Origin of the sequence: Micromonospora sp. NPDC049662 (assembly GCF_040675055.1) — a bacterium.
In the GTDB taxonomy this organism is placed as follows: domain Bacteria; phylum Actinomycetota; class Actinomycetes; order Mycobacteriales; family Micromonosporaceae; genus Micromonospora.
On sequence record NZ_JBFAOC010000001.1, the window covers coordinates 274,507 to 297,376 of the forward strand.

At 67.1% G+C, this 22,870-nt stretch carries 20 protein-coding genes; 2 read left to right on the forward strand and 18 right to left on the reverse strand.

Going from position 1 to position 22,870, the window contains the following annotated elements; all coding sequences use genetic code 11:
• Positions 1-6: 6 nt before the first annotated feature.
• The 14 genes from AB0J36_RS01120 to AB0J36_RS01185 all read right to left on the reverse strand — a co-directional run bounded on the left by AB0J36_RS01120 (position 7) and on the right by AB0J36_RS01185 (position 14,186).
• A complete protein-coding gene (locus tag AB0J36_RS01120) occupies positions 7-1,128 on the reverse strand; it encodes a 3-dehydroquinate synthase family protein (RefSeq protein WP_363659897.1) in 1,122 nt (373 codons plus the stop codon).
• Between the two features lie 109 nt (positions 1,129-1,237).
• A complete protein-coding gene (locus AB0J36_RS01125) occupies positions 1,238-2,278 on the reverse strand; it encodes a 2-dehydropantoate 2-reductase N-terminal domain-containing protein (RefSeq protein ID WP_363659898.1) in 1,041 nt (346 codons plus the stop codon).
• A 216-nt stretch (positions 2,279-2,494) separates the two neighbouring features.
• Complete coding sequence (locus tag AB0J36_RS01130) at positions 2,495-3,559, reverse strand: M23 family metallopeptidase (protein ID WP_363659899.1); 1,065 nt, start codon at positions 3,557-3,559, stop codon at positions 2,495-2,497.
• A 444-nt stretch (positions 3,560-4,003) separates the two neighbouring features.
• Positions 4,004-4,984 carry a DUF2637 domain-containing protein gene (locus AB0J36_RS01135; protein WP_363659900.1) on the reverse strand — a complete coding sequence of 327 codons (981 nt, stop codon included), beginning with the start codon at positions 4,982-4,984 and terminating at the stop codon, positions 4,004-4,006.
• Between the two features lie 382 nt (positions 4,985-5,366).
• Positions 5,367-6,170: a hypothetical protein gene (locus AB0J36_RS01140; protein WP_363659901.1), complete on the reverse strand. Its 804-nt coding sequence runs from the start codon at positions 6,168-6,170 to the stop codon at positions 5,367-5,369.
• A gap of 29 nt (positions 6,171-6,199) precedes the next feature.
• Entirely contained in the window at positions 6,200-7,183 is a 984-nt protein-coding gene (locus tag AB0J36_RS01145; RefSeq protein WP_363659902.1) for a DUF4192 domain-containing protein, read from the reverse strand.
• Between the two features lie 245 nt (positions 7,184-7,428).
• The gene (locus AB0J36_RS01150) at positions 7,429-8,475 is read right to left on the reverse strand and encodes a DNA-processing protein DprA (RefSeq protein ID WP_363659903.1); all 1,047 of its coding nucleotides are present in this window, start codon (positions 8,473-8,475) and stop codon (positions 7,429-7,431) included.
• A 216-nt stretch (positions 8,476-8,691) separates the two neighbouring features.
• Complete coding sequence (locus tag AB0J36_RS01155; RefSeq protein WP_363659904.1) at positions 8,692-8,853, reverse strand: hypothetical protein; 162 nt, start codon at positions 8,851-8,853, stop codon at positions 8,692-8,694.
• 187 nt (positions 8,854-9,040) lie between these two features.
• Positions 9,041-10,189 carry a GGDEF domain-containing protein gene (locus tag AB0J36_RS01160; RefSeq protein ID WP_363659905.1) on the reverse strand — a complete coding sequence of 383 codons (1,149 nt, stop codon included), beginning with the start codon at positions 10,187-10,189 and terminating at the stop codon, positions 9,041-9,043.
• Positions 10,190-10,414: 225 nt separating this feature from the next.
• Positions 10,415-11,056, reverse strand: a complete 642-nt coding sequence (locus tag AB0J36_RS01165) for a hypothetical protein (protein ID WP_363659906.1) — start codon at positions 11,054-11,056, stop codon at positions 10,415-10,417.
• Between the two features lie 91 nt (positions 11,057-11,147).
• Entirely contained in the window at positions 11,148-11,717 is a 570-nt protein-coding gene (locus AB0J36_RS01170; RefSeq protein ID WP_363659907.1) for a hypothetical protein, read from the reverse strand.
• Positions 11,714-12,604 carry a hypothetical protein gene (locus AB0J36_RS01175; RefSeq protein ID WP_363659908.1) on the reverse strand — a complete coding sequence of 297 codons (891 nt, stop codon included), beginning with the start codon at positions 12,602-12,604 and terminating at the stop codon, positions 11,714-11,716. Before AB0J36_RS01175 ends, AB0J36_RS01170 begins: the two co-directional genes overlap by 4 nt.
• A 274-nt stretch (positions 12,605-12,878) precedes the next feature.
• Positions 12,879-13,289, reverse strand: a complete 411-nt coding sequence (locus tag AB0J36_RS01180) for a hypothetical protein (RefSeq protein WP_363659909.1) — start codon at positions 13,287-13,289, stop codon at positions 12,879-12,881.
• A 225-nt stretch (positions 13,290-13,514) separates the two neighbouring features.
• Positions 13,515-14,186: a hypothetical protein gene (locus AB0J36_RS01185; protein WP_363659910.1), complete on the reverse strand. Its 672-nt coding sequence runs from the start codon at positions 14,184-14,186 to the stop codon at positions 13,515-13,517.
• 889 nt (positions 14,187-15,075) lie between these two features.
• On the opposite strand from AB0J36_RS01185, the gene AB0J36_RS01190 reads away from it, so the two are divergent.
• On the forward strand, positions 15,076-15,426 hold the full coding sequence (locus tag AB0J36_RS01190; protein WP_363659911.1) for a hypothetical protein: 351 nt from the start codon (positions 15,076-15,078) through the stop codon (positions 15,424-15,426).
• Positions 15,427-18,726 carry a hypothetical protein gene (locus AB0J36_RS01195; protein WP_363659912.1) on the forward strand — a complete coding sequence of 1,100 codons (3,300 nt, stop codon included), beginning with the start codon at positions 15,427-15,429 and terminating at the stop codon, positions 18,724-18,726.
• Positions 18,727-19,269: 543 nt separating this feature from the next.
• On the opposite strand, the gene AB0J36_RS01200 is transcribed toward AB0J36_RS01195, so the two are convergent.
• The 4 genes from AB0J36_RS01200 to AB0J36_RS01215 form a co-directional block, all read right to left on the reverse strand.
• Complete coding sequence (locus tag AB0J36_RS01200) at positions 19,270-19,809, reverse strand: hypothetical protein (protein ID WP_363659913.1); 540 nt, start codon at positions 19,807-19,809, stop codon at positions 19,270-19,272.
• Positions 19,810-19,836: 27 nt separating this feature from the next.
• Positions 19,837-20,952 (reverse strand): EcsC family protein, encoded by a 1,116-nt coding sequence (locus AB0J36_RS01205; protein ID WP_363659914.1) that lies wholly within the window; start codon positions 20,950-20,952, stop codon positions 19,837-19,839.
• 141 nt (positions 20,953-21,093) lie between these two features.
• A complete protein-coding gene (locus tag AB0J36_RS01210; RefSeq protein WP_363659915.1) occupies positions 21,094-21,774 on the reverse strand; it encodes a hypothetical protein in 681 nt (226 codons plus the stop codon).
• 74 nt (positions 21,775-21,848) lie between these two features.
• The gene (locus AB0J36_RS01215) at positions 21,849-22,793 is read right to left on the reverse strand and encodes a replication-relaxation family protein (RefSeq protein ID WP_363659916.1); all 945 of its coding nucleotides are present in this window, start codon (positions 22,791-22,793) and stop codon (positions 21,849-21,851) included.
• Positions 22,794-22,870 lie beyond the last annotated feature (77 nt).

A 22,870-nucleotide genomic window follows, 5' to 3' on the forward strand; every position in this document is an offset into this window, starting at 1 on the left:
TACCCGTCAATCACGTCCGGTCCCCCGCTCGCCACCGGCGACGAACCGGAACGCCTCGCGCGCGACGGCGCGATCCGGCATCGAGGTGAGCCGGACGACGCCGGGCCTGAGGCAGAGAACGAACTCACGGCCCACCGAGCCGGCCTTCTTGTCCTGCCCCATCAGCGTCCAGATCCGCTCGAAGTCGACCGTGGCAGAGAGCCTGGTCGGCAGGCCGACCCGAGTCAGGTAGCGGCGAGTCCGTTCGGGCAGTTCACGCGCGCCCTGGACGATGGCGGCCACCGAAGCGGCGAACAGCATGCCGATGCCGACGGCCTCACCGTGGTTGTACTCGCGGTAGCCGGTGGCTGCCTCCACCGCCTGGCCGAGGGTGTGGCCGTAGTTGAGGTAACGGCGCGGACCGTGGTCCTGTTCGTCCTGCTCAACCAGTCCCACCTTGACCCGCACGCCGCGGTCGACCAGCTCACGGAGCAGGTCATCACCGACGGGACCGCCGGCGGGCAGGCTGTCGACGAGATCGAGGATCACCGGATCGCCGACGAATCCGCACTTGATGATCTCGGCCAAGCCGGCGCGGAAGTCACGGTCCGGCAGGGTCCCGAGCACGGCACGATCGGCGATGACCCGTTCGGGTTGAAAAATGGTTCCGACGAGGTTCTTACCGTCGGTGAGGTTGACACCATTCTTGCCGCCGATCGCCGCGTCAACCTGGCCGGTCAACGTCGTCGGGACCAGGACGAGTCGTGCGCCGCGCTTCCAGGTCGCCGCCACGAAGCCGGCGAGGTCGGTGACGGCCCCGCCACCCATACCGACAATGATGCCGGTACGCGGGAACCGGGTGTCCGCCAGTCGTTCGTAGACGCTCGTGACGACATTCAGCGACTTACCCGGCTCGCCGTCCGGCACGATGACCACCTGTGGCTGGCCCAGCGCGTGCCGCACCTCCGGGAAACGGTCGAGCAACGGCTGGCTGGTCAGCAGCGCCACCGGCGTTCCCGCTGGACGGATTGCGCTCCAATACTCACCATTTCCGAGCAGTCCCAAACCGTAGTCGAAATTGCACGTCCGGCCAGCGGTGTTGATGACGGTCGTTCCAGTGACGCGGTAATGGCTTCCGATGGCCACCACAGGTCCACCCTCCGTGTTACCAGCTAATCGGAACGCCGGTGTGGGCGCTAACGAGTCCGGACTTGCGCCGTTGGTCGTCAGACTAGTCGGTGGCGGCACCGTCTTTCAATCATGAACGAGCGTTGCACGACGCGTGCCCGGGAAGACCATCAGTGCCGTCCAGAAGCACCGCTAGCGACCTGAAGGGGGCGAAACGAGGGTCCGCAGCCAGGCGCTGTGCGCGACGATTCAGTGGCACCGCCACTCCGGCCAGCCTGCCGAGCAAAACCACCTCACCGTTGAGATAGTCCACCTCACTGGTGGCACCACGAGCAAAGCTCTGCCATGTCGAGAACCGGCCGGGTACGTGTCCGGCGACCGGCAGGATGATCAAGCGGACTCCGCGGTAGTCGAGACCGTGATGCGGCGTCAGAGGAATTCCAGCGGCCTGAAGCGCAACGACCGCTTCCTCGCGCAAGAGAATTCTTGCCCGGTCGCGAAGATCGTTGGGGCCGCTGAGAAGGTCGAGGGCATTGCCCACGCTCCCCAGCAGTTTTGCCGCTTTGTGACACCTCTCGTCCATCACCGAAAACGCCGCAAACCCAGCCTTTTTGAGGTCCCGCGCGATACTGTCCTGAACGTCGTCACGGCCGCCCGGATGGCGACCGAGCCAGATGACCCCGGCGACCGGCGGAAGCGACGGAGAAACAACCTCGCCGGGCGTGATGAAGCTGGCCGCGACCGCGATCGTCGCGCCATAGACGTTGTCGAAACGCCGCAACGCCGCGCCCTCGGCGGCGAGCCCGTTCTGAAACGTCACCACGGGCAGATCGGCACCGACCCCGACCGGCCCGCCGGCGGAGTGGACCGGTTTCCAGGCCCACTCCGCCAGGACAGACTCGACGTCCTGCGTTTTGACGGTCAGGAACAGCACATCCGACGGCGACAGTCCAACCTCACCTGCCGCCTCCGCCACCGTCATGCCAACCGTGTGCACGCCGTCGGGCCGCCGGACGACAAGCCCTCGGCTACGAATCCGGCGAGCGTGCTCGCCGCGAGCCACCAGCACGACATTGTGGCCGGTCTCCACAAGGTGGGCGGCCACCACTCCCCCGACCGCTCCGGCCCCGATCACCACATAACGACGACGGCCATCAGGCTCAAAGACCATGAGGCGAATCTACGAGCACACCGCCACTATCGGCCTCGGTGATCACGACATCCGTCATCGGTGCTGCTACTTAGTCAGGATCGACACCGCTCTCTCCACAGTCCCGCTTCGTCGGGGGCGGCGGAAGGTTTCCACGTCGAGTCGGGCGAGGCGCCATCCCGGTTGCCACATCCAGGAGAGGTCCGATCCATTGATGGGGACCGCCATAGTAGCCAGCTACCCCAACGGTGCGCCAAGGTTGATCATGAATGGAACCGGGTCCATGGCCGCATCCGCACTGGCATCACCGTTGGCGTGGACCTCGAAGTGGAGGTGCGGCCCGGACGAATGACCGGTCGAGCCGACGACCCCAATGGGCTGGCCGACGACGACTTGGTCGCCGACCTCGACCCGCGGTGGTTCGTTCATATGGCAGTACCGGGTGATGATCCCGCCGTCGTGACCGATGTCTACGTACCAGCCGCAGCCGCTGGTGAGATTCGGGTCCCCGTCACGATCGCAGCCCCAGTTGCTGCCGTCGCGGTTGTCGATCGCGTTGCAGCGAACCCGGCTGACGATGCCGGCGGATGCGGCTCGAATGACGGTGCCGCGTGGTGCGCCGAGGTCTACGCCGTCGTGACCGGGCCGGCCTGCGGTGCGGAAGCCCGAGCCGACAGGCGCGAGGACTGGCTGTGTCCAGGGCCCGCTGGGGCCGCCACAGCTGGCCAGCCGGCCAGTTGGCAGTGAACTCGCGCCGCTGGTGATCGTGCCGACGAGCTGAGCGGCTTCCGGCTCCCACTTCGCGTACGCGTCGGGATGGGCGCTGACTTGGACACGTTGGGCTGCCTCGCTAAGCGGCATGGACTGCCAGCCTGGGATCGTCAACAACTTGGCGTAGAACCTATCGGCGGCGTAGGTCGGGTCGAGGAGTTGCGCGACGGTTCCCCACCCTTGGCTGGGTCGTTGCTGGAACAGTCCGACGGAATCCCGGTCGCCGCGGGGAAGGTTGCGTAGCGTCGATTCCTGCATCGCGGTGGCGACGGCGATCACCCACCCCCGAGTGGGCACGCCCTTCCTGGCTCCGGTAGCGGCGATGATGGCAGCGTTGGCTACCTGATTGCGATCCCACCGGCCGACAGCGGGCCACCCACCCGGCGGCGCTGGGGCGAGCGATCGGCCGGGTGTCGCACCAGAGCCGCAGCCGGCAGCAAAGCCTCCCAGCAGGAGGCCGGTGCCCGCGAGGCAGACGAATACCACCGTGACGACGGCAGCGAGCAGAGTGGCGAGCAATCGACGACTCACCGCCGGCTCCAGCAATCAGGTCCATTGGTGGTGCTGAGACGTGGCTTGATGGTCATGTTTCCTCCACTGGTGAGCACTCCCCAGCGGCGCCAAGGAGCTGATCCCGGCGCGTCCGGCGAGTCGAAGGGGGTCTGGCGCTCCGACGAGCAGGTCTACCAACGCAAAAAGGGCCGCATCTGCGGCACCAGAAGGTGCAAATCGAGAGGACAGGCCGGTCGCGAACCGCGGGCAGGCCGAGGATTGAATCGACGGATCAAGCTCCAGCTGGAGTCAATGGGCGCGAGGACCGGGCGGGTCGCCCTTCGACCTCGAGAAATGAGTCGTCCAAGGTGTGGCCTCGTGCCGGCCCCCTCTGCCCCTCCATAGGAGTGAGGCAGACGACCCACATCCGGGGCAGAGGGGTACCGGCCGGAACCGACATGCGGCGTCAGCGCTCTCTGAGACTCAGGACCCAGGGGTCGAGGGTGCCGCTGGCGCTTCGGGCGAGCTGTCGTGGCTCCCGTTGTGGGGGGCCAGCTCGGCCAAGCGGCGAGCGGTCGGGATCGGGTGGTCGAGCATCCCGACCTGGCCGGCGCGTCGTATCGCCTGGACTGAGCGCACATCGAAGTTGTGTCTCTGCCCGAGAACATGAAGGTCGGTCTCGCCGTCTTTCATGTCCGCCCAAACGGCCTGCCAGCGACGGTAGCGGTCGGCGTTCACGGGGATGCGGCGGATGAGGTCGACCGGCCACGGCTGCTCGAAGTCTTCGCCGGACTCGTGGTCACCGCCGTCGTGCCGCGACACGCCAGGTTCATCCCGCGACACGTCGGGATCGTGTCGCGAACCATCGTCCGGCCTGATGCCGTCGTGATCCAGCGCCCCACTGCTGATATCAGGCTCGGTGAAGTGTCGCGTTCCGCTCGCCTGCGGCTCGGTCGTGTGATCACGCTGCATCGAGTCGTCGGCGGGGTGTTCGAGCATCCGCGACAGCATTTTGATCGCGGCGATGAGCGCAACCGCGGGCCAGCCGGCGATGATCCGGGCGATGACGTCGTCCTCAGCGATAAGGATGTTCGCGCCCAGGCTGACGACACCGCCGGCAGCGAGGGCGATCCACGGAAACGCGCCCGAGGGGCGGCCGGCCCGTCGATCGGCGAGGATCGCCAAGGTGGCGACGACCTCGATGCCATCGACTGTCAGCGGGAAGGCGTGTGCCTTCCAGCCCTGCTCACCGCGCGATTCGGCAAGTTCGCGGAGGTGGTCGTAGCTGACCGCACCGGCGACACCCGCCAGTCCGAGGGTGGTCAGGGTGGCTGCAGTGGTGATGACGAGGTCAGTCAGGGACCGTCCCGGTCCGACCGGGCGGGCGGTTCGCCGAAGTACTACGTCGATTGCCGTGACGGCGATGGCGACGGCGATTCCCACGAGGACGAGTCGGGTGTCCATCAGCGACCCGCCCGTCGTCGCGACGGCGCGACCCCGATGTCACGGGTCGGTCGGGCGAGGCTGCGTGCAGTGTCGGGTGTCGTGACATACGCCTGCCGGGCGGTCGTCCGAGCGACGACATCCACCGTGGGGCCGCTGTCCTCCCAGCGGTCCGAGGCTGGGCCGGTGGCGTGTCGATCCGGGGTCGCGGAGGTAAGCAGGCAGGGCGCGATGGTGACGAGCTGGCCACGCGTTCGGGTGTTCAATCGCATCAGGTTTGCGCCTTCCAGAAGGGCGGTGCCGGCGCCTCCAGGGCGCCGGCACCGCACATCGGTGTGATCCGGCGCCCAGGGGCGCACCTGGTGGTGCGTCACCCGGGGTGCGGGTGTGGAGAACGCGGTCGTCAGTCGGTGCCGAAGTCGTACTCGCGGTGGTGGACGGGCACCACGTCGACCTCGCGGATCTTGTCGGTGTGGGCGCGTGCGACCTCAAGGCGGTCCAGGTCGTTCGCTACGACGTCGACCGCGACGGAGATGGCGCCTCGTGGGTCGAGGGCCTTGACTTCGATGACGAGTGGCACCACGAAGACGATCCGATAGCGGGAACCTCGCTCGCCGCTGACGTTGCTGGTCGGTGGCGTGTCGTCGAGCGCGCGCAGCCGCAGCTGCCACTGTTTGGTCGGGTGGACGGATGCGTGCCGTATGCAGCGAAGTTCGACGCGGAGGAGGCGTTCTGCAGCGGCCACGGCCTCGTCGCTGTTGTCCGCGTCGGTCTCGATGGCGAGCGGGGTGTGAACAGTGGCTTCGAAGTGGGTCCGCAGTGGCGGGGGCATGGTCAGGTAGCGCAGGGCTTCGTTTGCGTCCGGAACGGTAAGTGCTCCGGTGTTGACCGCGAAGATGATCCAGCGCCGCACCAGGTCGACGAACTGCCGGTAGCGTTCCTCGATGGCCGCGCTGCTGTCGCGGATCTCGTGATCAGCCAGCGTTAGTGCGCCGCGAAGCGCGGCGATCAGATCGGTGTCGGCTTGCCGGACGAGGGCCATCTGTTGGGCGACGAGGTCGGCGGCGGCGCGGACTGCGTCCACGTCGGGGGCGACGGTGCGGGAGTGCTGGAAGCCGGCATACAGCAGGTCGAGGATCTCCTCGGCGCCCCAACGGTGTTGCTGCATGACGGTGGCGGCGGCCGAGTCAGTCGGTGGGTTGATCACGGTGCTGCTCCCCTCCTGATCGCGGCGGATCATGGGTGGTCCGTGTGCTGGTCAGCCCAGGTCTGCCAGTCCTCGAGGACGGACGGGGGGATGCCCGCGCGGAGACCGTCGAGGACGAGCAGTGCCATCCCGTAGCTCGGATCCGCGGTCAGCGCGCGATGCGCCGCGATGTCGGCCAGCGCACCATTCCCCTGCAGCCAGGCGGTGAAGGCCAGCAGACTGGCTGGCGCCGCGACCAGGTCCGGGTCGGCCCGCCGGGTGAGGTCCCGCCACAGTTCGAGGTGCCATTCCTCGCGGCTGGCGGTCAGCCAGGCATGGTCCCGAACGGCGATGGTGCTGAGTAGCGTGGTGAGCCAGGCGACCTCGTCATCGGTGCACCGCTGGCCGCTCCGGTACCGGTTGGCCGCCTCCGTCAACGCTGCCTGTCCTTCGGCCTCGACGGCGCTGAGACCGGCCGGCAGGTCCGCCAGCCGTCGGCGGGCGCGGTCAGTTGCTTTGGTCATGGCGGCACGGACTGCGCCGCCGGCGGATGCGATGGATGCCGCGAGGCTTGCGCGGTCCACGAACGGGCTGGATCCGGATACCACGGCCCGTACCGACAGTGGGCTGGCGACCGCGTCGTAGGGGGTGCCCTCGGGTGAGCAGCACGTCGGGTTGTCGCACAGGTAGGACCAGTACCTGCCATCGGTGACGCGTAGTGCGTCGTACACCTGCAGGCCGGCGACGGTGAGTACCGCACGGGCAGCGTCGACCGCCGGCGTAGCGAGATCTTCTGGCCCGTAGGCGGCGACCACCACGTGGGTCGCATTGACCTGGTCGAGGGCCGGCAACGCTTGCGCGATGTCGTCCAGTCCGGCGGGCAGATCTCCCCGGGTGACAAGGGCGACCTTCGTCCCGGCGATCGCGATCAGGACGATGCTGTTCGTCGGGTGGAATCCGACCAGGTGCGGCACGGCAGCGAGCATTTCTGCGGCCGAACGCACCGGCAGGATGGAGTTGTCGGGACTGGTCATCGTGTTTCCTTCCGATTCGGATCCACCACGCGAGAGCGGGCGGATTGGTGTGTGATTGCGGGGCCTGGTCGAGTTCGGTCAGGGTGTTGGCGGGCGCGTAGGACTTCGCCGGGAGCGCGCCCGAGCGCGCGGGCGTGTGTTGAGGTCCGGGCACGCGTCGGTGGGCAGCGGGGTGCCGTTCCTGGCATTGATCTCGCCCGCTTCCCTGACGAACTCGAGCAGGTCGAGCCAGTCCGGGAAGGCGTTCATGTCATCGTTCGCTCGGGTGAGCGTCGCTCGGCCAGGTGTCCGACGACGTCGGTGACGTCACGGACCAGACGCACCCGCGGCGTCTCGCGCAGCGCCTCGTGACAGCCGACGGAAAGGGCGGAGGTCACCGGACCGGGCACTGCCATCACAGGTCGACCGAGGGCATCGGCCTGCGCCAGAACGGCCCGGGCTCCGCTGCGGATCGCGGCCTCCACGAGCACGCATCCGCCGGTCATCGCCGCCAGGTAGGCCCCGTTGACGGCGATGCGGCTTCGGTACGGTGCGCTGCCGGGCGGCCAGGCGCTGATGAGAAAGACCCGCTCGAACAGCGCTGAATTACCCTGCGGGTGGGGACGGTCGAGTCCGGCGGGATTGATCGCGACGGCGAGGTGTCCCGCCGTCAGTGCGCCGCGAAGCGCTGCGGCGTCGACGCCGTACCCACCGGTGTTGAAGATGGTCCACCCGTTCTCGGCGAGGCCGTGGCCGAGTTCCGCGGCGACATGCTGCCCGTAGCTGGTGGCCGCGCGGGCTCCGACTACCGCAACAGACCGGTGCAGCGTTTCTACGAGGGGCTGTGCGCCGCGAACCCACAGGCACGGCGGTGGGGCGGGCAGCCGGACATCGTCGTCGGTGGCGTCGCGGTGCTGGTTCAGGTCCTCCAGCGCCGCGGGCCACTCCGCGTCCTGCGGGATGACGATCCGCGCACCGATCCGTTCGGTGTCGACAACGATCCTGGTGGCGACCTGGCGCAGACCGGCTGCACCCAACTGTTCGGCAGCTGCGGAACGTGCCTCGGCCTGCGGGAGGTGGCCGGCGATCAACCGGTGGAGGACCGCTTCCGGGCCCTCATCGTGAATCATCGTGTGGACGAGTCGGTCACCGACAATGGTCAGCCGGGCCAGGACAGCGCGGGCGATTCTTGGGTCGTCGATGGTGCTCATGTCAGCTTCTGTCTCCTTCCGAATCAGGGGATGCAGGGCTGGCGACGCCAGGCAATGCGTCCCTTGGGAAAGTTGTTGGGCCTGGGCGCGGCACTTCGCCACGCCCAGGCGCAGTCATGTCGGGATCGCCGGGGTACGGCCGGCGGAGGTCTGGGTCGAGGTGCGCAGCATCGTCAGAGGCGGCAGGCGAATCAGCGCGAGCTCAACCTGCGGAAGCGGGTGCCCTTCGAGGGCGCTCGGTCGCGGGAGTGCGGCGGCGACGCCCCTGTACGGCTATCGGCGCGAGTGGCACGGTCGCCCTGCGCGAACGGGTCGGTGTCAGTGGCTCCCGAGCGAGCCGAGACCGGTCGCGGAGATGACGACCAGGGCAACGACGTGGAGGCTGACCAGGGCAAGGACGTGGACCGCGGGATGCAATCCACGGCGCAGACAACGCCGCAGGAAGCCGCTCTTGGGCTCGGGGGCGACTTGCTTGGGCATCAACAAATTCCTCTCAGCTGGCCGCGCTTGCGGACGAAACGCGACTGGGAAGGTCGGGGTCACGGACACCTGCGTCCGCAGCGGGACGGGCCGTAGTTCGGTTCGTTGACGGGCGGACGGCGATTTAGCTCCGGAGCTGGCTCCCTCGGCACTCGAAGACACGGGAGTGCCTGGCTCTTCTGTCCGTTCACGATTGCTCGCTGGCGGCGTCGATGGCCGCTGATATGCGCCGAGCCAGTCCCGCGTACTTGGCCATCTCTGCTCCCGCGAAAGCAGCCGTACGGTCGAGTCCTTCGGCGGTGGGTGTGCCGTCAATCGTCTCGACCGGTGCAGTGGATGCCGCGGAATCGTTCGGCTCGGCCTGAAGTACGGCCGCCCACCGGTCGTGGGCGAGCCAGAGGGCGTTCGCGATGGTGGCCGCTTCGTCCAGTGAGCAGACCAGCCTCGTCGTCGGGGCAGTGCCGTCGGTCGCCCGGGCAGTCGTGTCGCGGTCGGGCTCGACATCCCGGCGGCGCACCCGAGGTCGGGTGCCGTCGAGCTCCGGCACGCCGTCACGGTCGGCGTCGTAGATGAGCGTCTGGTCACCCGCGCGCTTGGCGGTGAACATGGCAGCGTCGGCCTGGGCTAAGGCGTACCGGGCGTTACCACCGCCGCTAAGGGCGATGCCGACGCTGACCCGAAGTTGCATCCGCCGTCCTGCGACGATCACTGGTCTAACAAGGGCCACGCGGATCGCGTCGCGCAGGGCCGTGGTGTCCGCGCGAGGCACGAGGATCATGAATTCATCGCCTCCGGTACGAGCAACCTGCGCCCGAGCGCTGACGGAGGCGGCGGCGTGGAGCAGGCGGACGGCGATGGCCTTCAGGTATTGGTCGCCTGCGGCGTGTCCGTCGTTGGCGTTGACTGCGTGAAGGCCGTCAGCGTCGGCGAAGGCGATGGTCAGCGGTGCAGCCACCGCGCTGGCGGCGGCGATGGCCCGCTCAGCGAGAGTCCGGTTGGGTAGTCCAGTGAGCGGGTCTGTTTGGGCCGCCAGGAGTTCTCGCCGCAGCTGCTCCTCAAGAGCGGCACCAGCGGCAACTCGACGGTCCAGTTCTTCCTCGCGGGCATGGGCCGCAGCGAGTCTCCTTCGTTGCCGGAAGAGCCGGGTCGTCGCGATGATGCCAACCGGAATCCAGCTCTGCATGGCGATGACGGCGATGAGCACCGCCACCGCGAGATGGCCGTGAGCCGCCAGGAAGGCAACTGGCGCGGTCGCGAGGATCGCGACGATGGTGATCATGGCGGTCGTGCGGAGCAGATCACCTCTGTCGGTGGATCGCGCATCGGGTTTAGACATGGATGGGCTCCTTCACGGAGGAGCTCCGAGGGCGGGCCGCTGTCGTAGGCGAGGCCCGCCCCCGGGCCTTTGGGGTGGGTACCGGCCCTTGGTGGGCCTCGCCTGAGGAAGGCCAGCTCAGAAGAGCCGCCGCTCAGGGTGCCGCGCGGCGTGCCCGCACCTGCGGCCGCTGCTGCAGGTGCGAGAGCATTGGGCAGTCTCGTGACCGGATGGCGGCCGCTGCTGTCAGTCGAGGTCGTCGAGGTCGATGTCCTCGTCGCTGACTTGAGCACCTTCGCGGCGCAGGTCGTACTCGTCGAAGTCCAGGTCCCCGCCACACAGGTTGGCGCGCAGTTCGTCCTCAGCGCGGTCGTAGGCGTCTTCCTCGTCGGTTGCGCGTACCCGGACGGTGACCGGGACGAGTAGCTCGACGCTGTATTCCACGGGAAGGGTGGTGATCCCCAGCCGCTCCAGGGCGTAGTTCGTGCCCGACAGGCAGATCTCACGGTTGTTGACGGCACGGGCCGCCCTGCGGCGTACGTCATTGCTGAACTCGTCGCGAGCATGTTGCCTGGCGATGGCCTCAGCCGCGGCGGCCTCGGCAGTCGTCCTGGCGGTAGCGACTGCCGCGGTGAGTAGGTGGTGGGCCGTCTCGTCGGTGGGCGTAGCGGGCATCGGCCCATAGCCGGCGGCAAGGAGGGTCGCGACCCTGCTCAGCCACGCCGGTGTGTCGCCAGATCCATTCGTTGCTTGCCAGGCCGCAGCGAGCATCTCCTCAACAACGGCGGTGTGGATCATCAGGTCGGTGGCGGCCGGTCCGCTCTCCGGATCTGCGGCAGCCGAGGTTGCGGGGTTCTGGGCGTCGAGCAGCTCGACGGTGTCGGTCACGATCGTGTTACCTCCTCTGGCTGAGACAAAGAACGCCGCCCCTGGTGGGACGGCGACGGATCGTTCGGTTGGTCGGGGACGGCGATCGCGGTCACTCGTTGGTGACGGAGACGACCTCCACCTCGTCAGCGCTGAAGAGTGGCCGGCGGGGCAGCCGGGGCAACTCCTCGCTGAGTTCGCTGACGGCCAAACGGACAGCCTCGTCGTCGTCGACCGCAGAGATGCAGAAGGTGATCGGCACGCGAAGGGTGACCACGTGGTCCGAGGGGATCGGCGGCAGGCCCCAGTCGGCCAACGCCTCGCTGAGGCTCTCCTCGAAGTCGGGGTTCTCGCCGAGAGTGCCGAGCCCGGCTGTACGTACGCCGAGTTGCAGCCGGCGCAGGCCGGTGCGGTGCTCGGCGGCCTCGTGGCGTGCGCGGCTGGCCCGCGCTCGGGCCTGAAGCAGATCCTCGATCAACCGGCCGTGACAGACGATGCGGTCATCGCCGTTGGTGTGGTCGTGCTCGCAAGCGGCGACGGATCCGTCGCTGGCAGGGCTGCTGGCCGCAGCGAGGAAGGCGGTCAGCAGGTCATCGGGCATCGACTCGCCGGTAGCCTCCCGCCACGCCTGGGCAGCCGTGCAGCTGAGCCGCCCGATGTCCCCGGAGAACGCTTCGGTCATGGGTGCCTTCCCTTCGTCGACGCCCGCGCTGGCGTACGGGCGGGAGTGGAGGTGGAGGTCGCTGTCTCAGGCCAGGCCAGGACCGGACGACGGAACACAGCAACAGCCTGGCCACCGGTCGCAACGGTGGTAGCGACGGCATGAACGTCGTTGTCGAACAGGTCCCGCTTCAGGGCTGCGAGATCGATGTAGCGCCGAGGCATTCCGACACGCTCCAGCGCCGTGGCCCAGCCGCGATCGACCAGGTGCTTCTCGGCGTAGTCCGAGCGGTGCGGGAAGAGGCCGACGAAGTCGGCAGCGAAAATCGCCGGCAATTCCTCAGCGGGCATGTCCGCGTCGACGCCGCCGCTCGCCGCGAGCCAGTCGCCGACCGCAGCCAATGGCAGCTGATGGGTTGAGGCGATCCGACGCATCGCGCACAGCACCGGCAGCGGCAGTCGGTGTGAGTCGCGGCCGTACCGGCCAAAGCCGTGCGCGTCGATGACCACCGCCTCCGTTGCGGCCCTGACCGGAAGCACCTTCGCGATGCTCGCCTGGGCTGCGGCAAGGTCGCCGTCGAGGAGGACGGCTGCGGACGAGGTCAAGTCGTCGGCAGGCGCGATACGTACGGCCCCCTCCTGGCTCATCACCGACTGGACAACCGCGGCCTCGCTCTCCGCCCTGTCATCGGCGAGCGCGACCAGCACCCATCGGGCAAGGTTGGACATCGCCTGCACCGCCATCCGCTGGTGCCGTGCCGGCGTTCCGTCGAGTACGAGATCAGGGGTGACGACGGTGGCCCGGACCGTGCACCAGGCCACCGGAAGGTCGCCGGAGTAGACCAGGTAGGCGGGGGTTTCCCCGTCGATGACCCCAGCGGTCCGAGCTTCTATCGAGGCGCCCAGCACCGCAGCCTGCGCTGGCGGCAGTGTGTCGACCTTGAGTGGTGGTGAGGTGCGGTACCGGTCTGCCAGGGCGACCCCGACCAGACTTCCGGCGTTGACGCTACGCAGTCGTTGGAATGCTCGGACAGCGTCCGCAACGGTGCTTCGCCTCATGCTCTCCCCCGTCCAAGCGGGGTGCCGAGGCGGCTGTCGGCAGCCAGCCTGACGCCAGGTCCTGGTGAGAGATCGCTGGACCGACGCGCAGTGAGCTCGTCGAACAGCGCCGTCGTCGACCTCATCACCACAGCTCCGTTGCGGCGTGGGCGTCCACGAGCAGCGAGAACTGCCGGTCAGTGAGCCCGACCGGTTCCTCGTGACGACCGGCGCCGGTGAAGATGACCGGCCCGCACAGGTAGGGCGCGTCCCACGGGCCGAGGTATGGACGGCCGGTGGTCTCGAGGGCCATCTGGGTTGCCGTCCAGTTGGGGACGCCGTTGCCCTGCTGGTCGTCCTCGAGCCACATCACGGTGTATTCAGCGAGCTGGACTCGGTAGGCGGCGCCGGTGGCGATAGGTCGGCCGCCATCGGCAGGGGCTTCCAGGACGGTCAGCCGTCCGGACGGACCGACCATCAGGTAGGTGGCCTGTTGTGCCGGAGCGGGCACCGACCTACGGATGTCGAGTGGCGGCCACATCGCGGTGATGGTCATCTTCATTCTCCTCTGCTGTCGTGGGGTCGGTGACCCCTGGGCACGAAAACGGCCGGCCAGGCGAATGCCTGATCCGGCCGGGAGGTACGGCGGTTGGCAAGTCAGCCGAGCCAGTTGGCAGGGCGGGGGTCTCCCGTCGCTGCACCGGTCGGAGTCGATTGCGGCTTGTCGTTGGTTCTGCTGGTATGCCAGGCCCGGGAGGTTGCGCCGCAGGCTGGACGGTTGCTAGGCGAGGGGCCAGGCGGCCATGGCGACAAGTTGCTCGTTCGGGCGCAGCCGGTCGACGTGGTCGTTGGCAGCGTGCAGATAGTCGAGCTGGTCGGTCAGCCGGCCCGATCTGGGCGTGAGCCAGTTGGCGTCGGCGGCCAGGGCATCACCGGGAACGGCGGAGAGCGCCGCGAGGGTGCGGTAACTGTTGAGGCCGGCCTGGAGAGCCTCGATGTCCGAGGTGGGAATCGGTTGCTGCCGGTAGGCGGCGTTGTAGGTGGTCATCGCGAGCACCCGAGGTTGGGCGAGGTAGGCCTGTTGGGCGCGGCTGAGCGGCCAGTGGGCCGGGTCGTCGCGGTGACGGTCGACGAAGACCGAGAACGGTTGGGCGTCGCGTGTGCCGTCGACGACGTCTCGCCATCGGTGCCACAGCCAGACAGCACTGGTGGCGGCGCGGGCACGCATGCCGGCCAGGTCAAGAAGGCGGACCGGGCCGCCGGCGGCGTAGCCCTGGTAGCGGTGCAGCAGTTGACGAGTCAGTCGGTGACGGGCGGCGAAGTGGCCAACAGGGCCGGCGGGACGGAGCTGTTGTGCAACGAGGCGGGTCGCCGCGAGAGCGGGCATGGACTGGGGTGTCGCGTCTGTGGACAGGCAGACCACGATGGTGTGCACGGCAAGACGTGCGGGCATGGGCTTCTCCAAGCAGGGTGCGGGGACACGGCCGCGGTGCGATCGCGCGAGAGCGCGCGGGCCGGCGACAGCGTCGGTGGGCATGTGGTGAGGTGCCGGGATCACGGAACTGGCACCGGTAGAAGCTCTGGCGGGCGGGAATCCCGAGCGTGATGGCGCGAGTGCGTCGAGACGATGCTGCCTGTATGGCAGGACTGGCGCGGTGGCGCCGGGGTGGTGCAGGTGGGCGTGGATGCCGGGGAGGATGTGTCGCGGCCGACCGGCCAAAGTGGCGGGTGGGCGGGTGCGGCTCCTGCCGTGGCGAGCCAAGGCCCGAGGTGGTGCAGTGATGGGGGTTCTATAGAAGAGAGTTCACGATATCCTGCCGACCCAACAGGTAACGATCATGGCAAGCCGCTTCGACGGCCGACTATTGAACAGGTGTGTTGGGTGCTCGACGACCGACATCCATGGGTGGGCCAAGGTCGTTGGGTGCCGCGGCAAGGGTGTTGGTTTCGCAGCTACCTGATGTTGGCGGACGACCGAGACCCGCCCCGACGACTGTTCCCCTCGAGTGAGGCGACGATGACAACGGCCTTACCGGAACTCATGAGGCGTTGATCAACCTCCTCATGGCAGCCCTCGCCGGGCGACTGTCATCGCTGGCTGAAGGTCTCACGCACCGTCGACAGCAGCGGCGGCGCGAACGGTCCCGACTGCGACGAGCGCACACTCCATCCGGGCCGAGTTGCCGCGCAGCGCTGCTTGGCTCCGTTCGATGCGGCGACTTCCCGCCGGACGTCTTTGTGCTGCCCGGAGCACGGGACGCTTACAACCGGGTACGCCAATCAATTGCATGTCGACGCGCCGACGGACGCGCAAGCCCACGGGACTGTGGCATCGTTGTTGGATGAAGCTGGGTCGATGGATCTTGGTGATCACTCTCCTCGCGGTCGCCGGCCTTGGGTTCTGGTTCTCCGTGGCGCGATGGGATGACGCGAGCAAGATCGCCTCTGCGCTCTCGGCTATGGCTGGCATCGCGGCCGTTGGTGTCACGGTGTGGGCGGCACTTCGCGGCACCGCGACATCCTCCAAGTACACCGTTAAGAACAGCGGGAATGCGTCGAGTTCCTCCGGCGACGCCAACACAGGGGTAAGAGGCAAGGCAGACCCCGCGGCACTCTCGGTCAAGATCAGAAACAGCGGCGACGCCGAATCAAAGGACGGAAACTCCAACACCGGCCTACACTTGGGTCTGTAAATGTCCAAGCCAGCTACATCCATCGACTTGTCAGACACGGGCACCGCGACAGCGCACCGCGGGTACGCGAACTCGGGTGTACACATCGGCGATGTCAACCTCCGGAGCGGAGCATCGGTCAAGACCCGCTATCGGCATCAGGTCCAGCGGTTCGTGCCCGACGCACTCACCGGGCGGGACGCAGAGATCGCGATGATGGCCGAGTTCGCTCGCAGTGCGGACACTGCGGGTCAATACTGGTGCTGGGAGGCCGGACCATGGTCCGGGAAATCCGCCCTGCTGTCCTGGTTCGTTCTGCACCCGCCGGAGTCGGTCCGGATCGTCTCCTTCTTTGTAACGGCTCGTCATGCGGCGCAGAGTAACCGCAACGCGTTCGTAGCGAACGTCTTGGAGCAGCTCCTGGCGTTGTTGGGCGAAGATCTACCTCCGCTGCTCAACGACACTACCCAAGATGCGCATCTCTTGGGTCTGCTCGACGACGCAGCCGACGCCTGTCAGGAACGCGGCGAGTCGCTGGTGCTGGTTGTGGACGGCCTCGACGAAGATCGAGGTGTAACCGTCGGCGCCGAGGCACACAGCATCGCAGCATTGTTGCCGGAACGGCTGCCTGCCACCATGAAAGCCATCGTGTCGCGGAGGCCGAACCCGCCGACCCCAGCGGATGTCGGCGCGCGCCATCCGCTACGCAATCCAGCGACTGTGCGGGTGCTCGAGCCATCGCCAGCCGCGCAGATCGTCCGCGGCGACATGGAGCGCGAGCTGGACAGTCTCCTGCTCGGCTCGCCCGAGGAGAGGGACCTCCTCGGGACACTCGTCGCGGCCGGGGGAGGCCTGACTGCGCGTGACCTATCGTCGTTGACTGGGCTCCCGGAAGCGAAGGTGGAACGGCAGCTGAGCGTTGTCAGCGGGCGGAGCTTCTCGCGCCGAGACAGCCACTATCCGAGCATGCCTGCGCCTGATGTATTCATCCTTGCCCACGAGGAGCTACAGGAGACCGCAAGGCGGACGCTGGGCGCCGTGGGTCTACGGCCCTATCGGAATCGGCTTGCCGAATGGGCCGGCGACCAAGCTAACAAGGGCTGGCCGGAACCCGTTCCCGACTACCTTCTTTTCGGCTACCACAGCCTACTGTTAGCTGAAGGGGACCTGGCAGCGGCAACCAACCTAGTTACGGATCCGAACCGTTACAATCGCATGCTCGACCGGTCCGGCAGCGACGTCGACGCGCTTAGCCAGATCAACACTGCGTTGCGAGCCGCGACCGTCGACGGACAGAACCTGCCCAAGGCCACGAAGCTCGCCGTGCATCGGGATCACCTGCTCGACCGAAACAGTGCAATGACGATCAAGCTACCGCTTGCCTGGGCGAAGATCGGGAACTTCTCCAGGGCAGAGCGTCTGATCCGATCGATGATCCAGCCGGAAACCGCATGCTTCGCGCTCGCCCTACTCAGCGGAGAGCTGCACCACCGCGGCCAGGTGGATCGAGCTGAGGCACTGCTCAAGGAGGCCTCGGCGGCGTCCGCCTCCTTTCCCGACGCTCAACGGCGCAACTGGACTCGGAGTGCGGTGGTGTTCGCGCTCGCAACCACCGGTCGGCTCGACGACGCTGAAAGGCTTGCTGTGTCGGACGCTGCGGACACCAGCGGCCACAGTCGTGTAATCCGAATGGTGGTGCAGGAAGCTGCACGGGCGTCCGACATCGCCCGTTGCGAGCGGCTCATTCCCCTCGTCACGGCACCATTCCAAAAGGTAACGGCCTTAATCGCGACCGCCGACGCGGATAGTTCCGACGACGCCTCTGGTTACCTCGACAGGGCTCTGGCTGCCCATGAATCGATGGCAGCAGGGGAGCCCAAGATCCGCGCCGGCATGCTTCTGTTAAAGGCATTGATGCGGAAGCAACAACGTGATCGAGTTGACAAGCTGCTCGACGAGTTGGAGACGGGGTCCCGCAGCCTGCAGAAGGCCAGCACCAGAGCAGAGGCCATGGTCTCTGCAGCGCGTGCGGCTTTCGCGCTGGGTTCTGCGAACCGGGCACGGATCCTCGTTGACGAGGCCGTAGGCCTGCTTCTCAAATCCCGTGCTGACGCCCAAACACGGCTCCGCCTTGTCGCTGCTATCACTGACGCCAGCGTAGAGATCGGTGGTCTGGAAGGGGCGCGGAAGTTCGCGGACTCGCTGGAGGAGTCGTTCTTGCGGAGCGAGTCCCTAGTAGCGCTCGCTGGGAGCGCCGCCTCGATGGGGGAAGAGGCGCTTGCCCTCGAATGGCTGCAGCTATCCGAGAAAATATCTCGATTTGCCTTCGGCCCGGATCGGGTAGATCGCACGAAGGCTAGCGCGGCGTTGATCTCGGCGGCGCGGGGAAATCTTCGCGCAGCGACCAGGATCGCCAACTCGATCACGTCGGCGGCCAACCGGGGCAAAGCTTTCGTCGCAGTGGCCCACGCGGCTGGCACACATGTGATGCACTGGCCCACCGACTTCCTGACAGACCCCGCCCTGAACGTGCCCGACTTTCGGCGGGTACGCCTTGCTCTCATTCAGGAGGCCGCTTCCGCTGGGGCAACAGATCTCGCAGTAAAGATGGCGATGGAGATACCCAACGAGACTCAGCGGCGGCGGGCGATGATCGTGATTGCCGAGGCGGTGGCCATCCGGGGCGAACTCGACGAGGCGACCGCCATGGCGCAGACCATCCGCAACAACGAAGCCGTTCTCGCTGCGGTGGCTAATGCTGCGGCGTCTCAGGGGCAACTGGCTCGTGTCGAGGCGCTCTGTAGCACCATCCAGGCGCGTGGGCCATTAAATCGTGCCCGGCGCGCCTTGGCTGAGGCAGCAGCACGCACGGGTGACCTGGGTCGTGCGCTGTCGATCGTCGCCGGCGTGAGCCCTCAGACGCTCCAAGACCAGGCGCGAGGGGCGGTGGTAGTCGGCCTCGCCGGAGCCGGCAGGATCGCCGACGCCGAGCGGGTGGCTGCGGCTGTGGAAGGCACCGCGATGCGGAACCGTGCCATGGCCGCCCTGGCGGTCGCGGAGGCGGAGGCGGGGAATCTGGACAGGTCAGCCGTGGCAGCTGGCCGGGTCACCAACCCCAGCCTGATAACCGAATCCTTCACTACCGCAGCCATGTCTCGCAGCGAGGGCGCGGGCAAATGCCTTCTGGCCCATGCGTTGCTTCATGGTTCATGGATAGGATGCGTCGTTGCTCTTCACCGCCTTCATCCTGAAGCGCTGGACATGGCGGAATCCGCACTGCAGGAGACAACAAGACACGCGGAAATCAGGGCACAGCGGTAACTCCACCCTAGCGGAATGCGCCTGCCAGCCGCCGCATGGCGTGCGGCCGGAGTTCACACTCCCGCAGCGACACCACGCCGCGTATAGAACTGTCGCAGCAGTGCGGCCAGTCACGGTCTCAAGCCCGGCACAGTACGGATTGGCCCGCGGAGCGGTTGCGAAAGTCGCTGGAGCCCGTGCCCGGGTCGGTTAACCTGCCCGATTCCGCCGTTGTAGTGTCGTCCAGAAGCTCACCGATGAAGGCCGTGAGCGCGATGAGGACTTGGGTCAACTCGCGACTCTCTGCCGACCTCAAAACCGAGCAGCCATCCCGGAGACTCTGCCGTTAGCGCGACATGGCGTGGCAGATCCGGCCGCTCGATCATCAACTCGATTGCATCGCGAAGTGGCGGTGAAGCAACAGCAGTCAGGCGATGAGACCACCGACGCACATCCGGCGGCGACGGCGACCCGCCGCCGCAGGTGCTACGTTCGCATCGGCCTGCGGAGCGCACCTGCCACTCAACAGGACCACGCCGTATTCGGCCTGAACATCCAACAGGCTCAGGCTTTGAGTGCTACCCGGACGACGCTCGCTCCGCTCACACCTTCACCACCCTGATGGACGGCAAAGATCAGGTTGTAATAGCCAGGCAGCGCGTCCTCCGCGATTGGGATGACGCTGACCGGTCGTTCGCCCGCCGCACCGGATGGCCGCACCGGCTGGGCCTCGAACGTCACCTCGCCCAAAGCGGGCCGAGCCGTACCCCCTCCAGCGCTCTTCACTTCGCTGACATCCCCGTACGGGCCAGTCAAACGCGCAGTCAGCTCGGCCTTTGCCGGCTTCGCGGCGGGGTCGGTCCCCGGCCTGACGATCCAGTGAACCGTCATCTCCTGGCCAGGCTGGTAGACCGTATCGACGTCCTCGCCATCGCAACATGTGTAGGTCGTCGGGGTACCTGCTGCGGTTGTGGGCCGCCAGGAGCTACAACCCGGTGTGACCAGCAAGGCCAGGCAGGCAACGACCACAAGCCGACACACATTCATGAGCATGAGTTTAACGAGCACTGTCCTCGAACGCCCCCGGACGAAGCCGATGCGCACCAGCTTCCAGTCTGAACTCCCCCGTGTTCAGCGAAGGTCGGGACCGCCCGCTTCGGTGATCTCGCCGAGCACGCTGATCACCTCGTCGGCGTCCTCCGGGACCACATCACGAAACGTTGCGGGCGCTTCGTCCTCAATGAGGTGCGGGTACTTCTCAAGGAGGAAGCGCCGCCGATACGCGGTGTCGGCGGCGTCAACGATCGCCTCCAGAGTGGCCCAATTGAACGACATGCCAAGGACGATGCCGACTGCGGGTACGACCTTGCCCAGCGACTGCTTGGTATAGCGTTTGCCGATTGCCTTCGTGACTTGCTTGTAGACCTGCGTGACCAGGGACTTGTCCAGGACGGCCCAGGTTTTCCCTCGGACGAGTGCTTGGGTGAGCCGCGAGATGTCTGCCATGGCGGCGGTCTTCGCGCTGGCTGACATCGCCGTCCCGGCGTTGACGACAGACATCACGAAAAACTTTTCGCTAGGATCTTCGGGATCGTAGCCGTAGAGCAGTGACACATGACCGACGGCGCGAGACGCGAGTCCGAGAACGGCTGCGGCGTCGGCGACGAGAGCGCCGGCGATTGCAGCTCCCGAGGGCGCCGCCGAGGCCCCAGCGGAAGCGGCGGTGACGAACTCTCCTCCGGAGATTACAAGCCCTGCACCAGCCCCCGAGACTGCCGCGGCGACCGGGTAGTACAGGCTGGCTCCTCGTCCACGGACACCGTCGATCTGCTCAAGGTCGAGGCGACGTAGATCAAAGAGAGATTGGACGTCGTGCCCTCGCTTCTGGTGGAGCGCCACCACCTGCTTGGGGGAAAGTCCCACTCGTGAGGCTCGTGCCACCATTCGTCGCATGGATCCAAGAGCAGAGCCTCTCCAGTCAACGATGCCGTCTGGGATGGCCTTGGCGGCTTTGCGAGCCCCCGTGCTGACTGCATAAGCGCCCTTGGCAGCGATTTCTTGCCCACGCGAGACGGCCGCTTGCGTTCCCGGGTGGTTCTCCAGGTACTGCGTCGCACGCTTGCCAATTTCCGCAGCGCGGATGGCAACCTGCTCGTTCGCGTTTCTCATCACTCGTGACAGGGGGCGGCCTTTGAACCTCTGGATGCTGCGCCACGCGTCGAGCTCGTAGTCCGAGGGGTCTCCCATGCCGCGATTTTAGGGGCGAAGAGCTACGCGCAGCGCCCCGTAGGCCTGCACTGTTGGCGGATCCGGCTGGTTCTTCGACACGCTCGCGTTCACCCGCCGACGCCTAGATACCGAGGGCCGGGTGGCCGCCTCTACCTGCTGCTACACCGCGGCAATCGGGGAGCCAATCGTGGCGATGTCTTGCCGCAGTTCGGCAACGGTGAGTTGAGGGTTCAGCGCCTGTAGCACGCTGTCGGTGAGCGGCCGGTTGGCGACAACGTGCTCGACCGCCGCCCGATCGACCTCGATCTCGTAGTAGTCGCTGGCGAACTCGACGAAATGGTCAACGATGTCGTCAAGCAGGATCTCGAGCATGCCGGACCCGTCCGGCCCCGTGTCGTCGACCGGCCGACGAAGTGGCGGGAAGACGATGCCGTCGCCGGCGTGCCAGCGGTCGTCACCGGCCAGCCGCCACAGCACCGCGGTGGCGATGAACTGCCCGGCCTCGTCGCAGAAGGCAGGTTCCTCGATCTGCGGACGCAGCTCCACGGGCAGGCCGTCGAGCAGTCCCGGCCACAGCTCGTAGTCTGGATCGCCGTAGGGCGACATCGCCGACTCGTGATCGAAGACCCGGATGAATACGCCGTCGGGGGTGAACACGACGGCCCACTCGTCGCCGCTGCCGTTGCTCATCAGCGCCGCCTCGTCCGTGCCCCAGGCACGGGTGTAGGCGTAGTACGCGGAGCCGCCGTCGATGATGCATTCCAGCAGGGCCAATGCCTTACACCGCTGCCGCAACCGGTCGGGGGTAGGCAGTCTGGCGGCGATGTCGTACACGGTCACCGGGAGACCCTACTGGGGCGTCCAGACAGCGACTCGGCAGGTCCTGAGCTGCCAGCTTCGACGCCCACGAAGGTTCACGCCGCTTCGACACGCAGCTCGTGGAGCGGATCCTCGGTCGGACGTGGTGGTCCGGGGTTGAGCGGACCTGGTTCGTCGTCGGTGGTGGGTAGGTCGGCCAGGCTCAGCCGGTGTCCTCCGTTGCCCACGAGTCGCCATATCGGTCCGGCCGGGCTGTGTCCGTTGATCCGGTCGCGGGCGCAGGTGGCGATGGTGAGTGTGGCCAGTGCGTCGGCGATACGGTGATCGTGACGGGCGGCGTCGGCGAGCTTGGTGTGGAAGTTGCGCTCGCGTTCCCGGCTCGGCAGGGAGAACAGCAGGATGTGGCCAGGTCCGCCGTCCATCCGTAGGCGCCGGTAGGGCTCCAGCTTGTCGCGTAGGCGCGGGTGGTCTTCGGTGGCGCGGTCGTACTCGAGCCAGAAGCCGACGCTGCTGCGACCGTTGGTCCAGACACCGTGTGCGTCGGGGCGTACCCGTTGTCCGAAGACGGCGGCTGTCTGCTGCTCGGACCACCAGCGGGTCAGCCTCGCCTCGGGATGACGGCGCCCGTGGGCAATGAGGTCGATGAAGAACTGGTTGGCCTCGATGGTGTGTTGCCGGATCCGGTTGGACAGCACCGAGTCCGCGGCGAGTGCGACGGATTTCGGGGTGGGCGGGGTGTCACCGCGGGCGAGGGCCACGAAGCGGGCGGAGAGCCGGCCGGGCACCCAGAACACCTGTGCGGGTTGGCCGGGGTGGGAGCGCAGGACACGGTCGATGAAGTCGAGCCGTCGCAGGGTGTAGAGGCGATGGGCGCAGGTGACCGGGGAGTCGAACAGGGCCGAGGTGATCTGGTCGGTGGTGAGGGAGGTGTGATCGGACAGCAGGAAGGCGATCACCCGATCGCGAGGGCGAAGGCGGGCCGAGACATCGGACAGCGTGGTCGTGGAGCGGCGGATGGGGGATCGGGCTCGGGGGGTCACGGGGCACCCCCCGATCGGAGGATGTCCCCCCGGTGGGACTGTCGGGACGGCTGATCATGACTCATGTGCGTCTCCTA

Bases quoted from the DNA above. Each gene is read 5' to 3' on its own strand.
- AB0J36_RS01125 (WP_363659898.1), bottom strand. From the start codon at position 2,278: ATGGTCTTTGAGCCTGATGGCCGTCGTCGTTATGTGGTGATCGGGGCC.
- AB0J36_RS01135 (WP_363659900.1), bottom strand. From the start codon at position 4,984: ATGGACACCCGACTCGTCCTCGTGGGAATCGCCGTCGCCATCGCCGTC.
- AB0J36_RS01145 (WP_363659902.1), bottom strand. From the start codon at position 7,183: ATGACCAGTCCCGACAACTCCATCCTGCCGGTGCGTTCGGCCGCAGAA.
- AB0J36_RS01155 (WP_363659904.1), bottom strand. From the start codon at position 8,853: ATGCCCAAGCAAGTCGCCCCCGAGCCCAAGAGCGGCTTCCTGCGGCGT.
- AB0J36_RS01160 (WP_363659905.1), bottom strand. From the start codon at position 10,189: ATGTCTAAACCCGATGCGCGATCCACCGACAGAGGTGATCTGCTCCGC.
- AB0J36_RS01170 (WP_363659907.1), bottom strand. From the start codon at position 11,717: ATGACCGAAGCGTTCTCCGGGGACATCGGGCGGCTCAGCTGCACGGCT.
- AB0J36_RS01180 (WP_363659909.1), bottom strand. From the start codon at position 13,289: ATGACCATCACCGCGATGTGGCCGCCACTCGACATCCGTAGGTCGGTG.
- AB0J36_RS01185 (WP_363659910.1), bottom strand. From the start codon at position 14,186: ATGCCCGCACGTCTTGCCGTGCACACCATCGTGGTCTGCCTGTCCACA.
- AB0J36_RS01190 (WP_363659911.1), top strand. From the start codon at position 15,076: ATGAAGCTGGGTCGATGGATCTTGGTGATCACTCTCCTCGCGGTCGCC.
- AB0J36_RS01195 (WP_363659912.1), top strand. From the start codon at position 15,427: ATGTCCAAGCCAGCTACATCCATCGACTTGTCAGACACGGGCACCGCG.
- AB0J36_RS01205 (WP_363659914.1), bottom strand. From the start codon at position 20,952: ATGGGAGACCCCTCGGACTACGAGCTCGACGCGTGGCGCAGCATCCAG.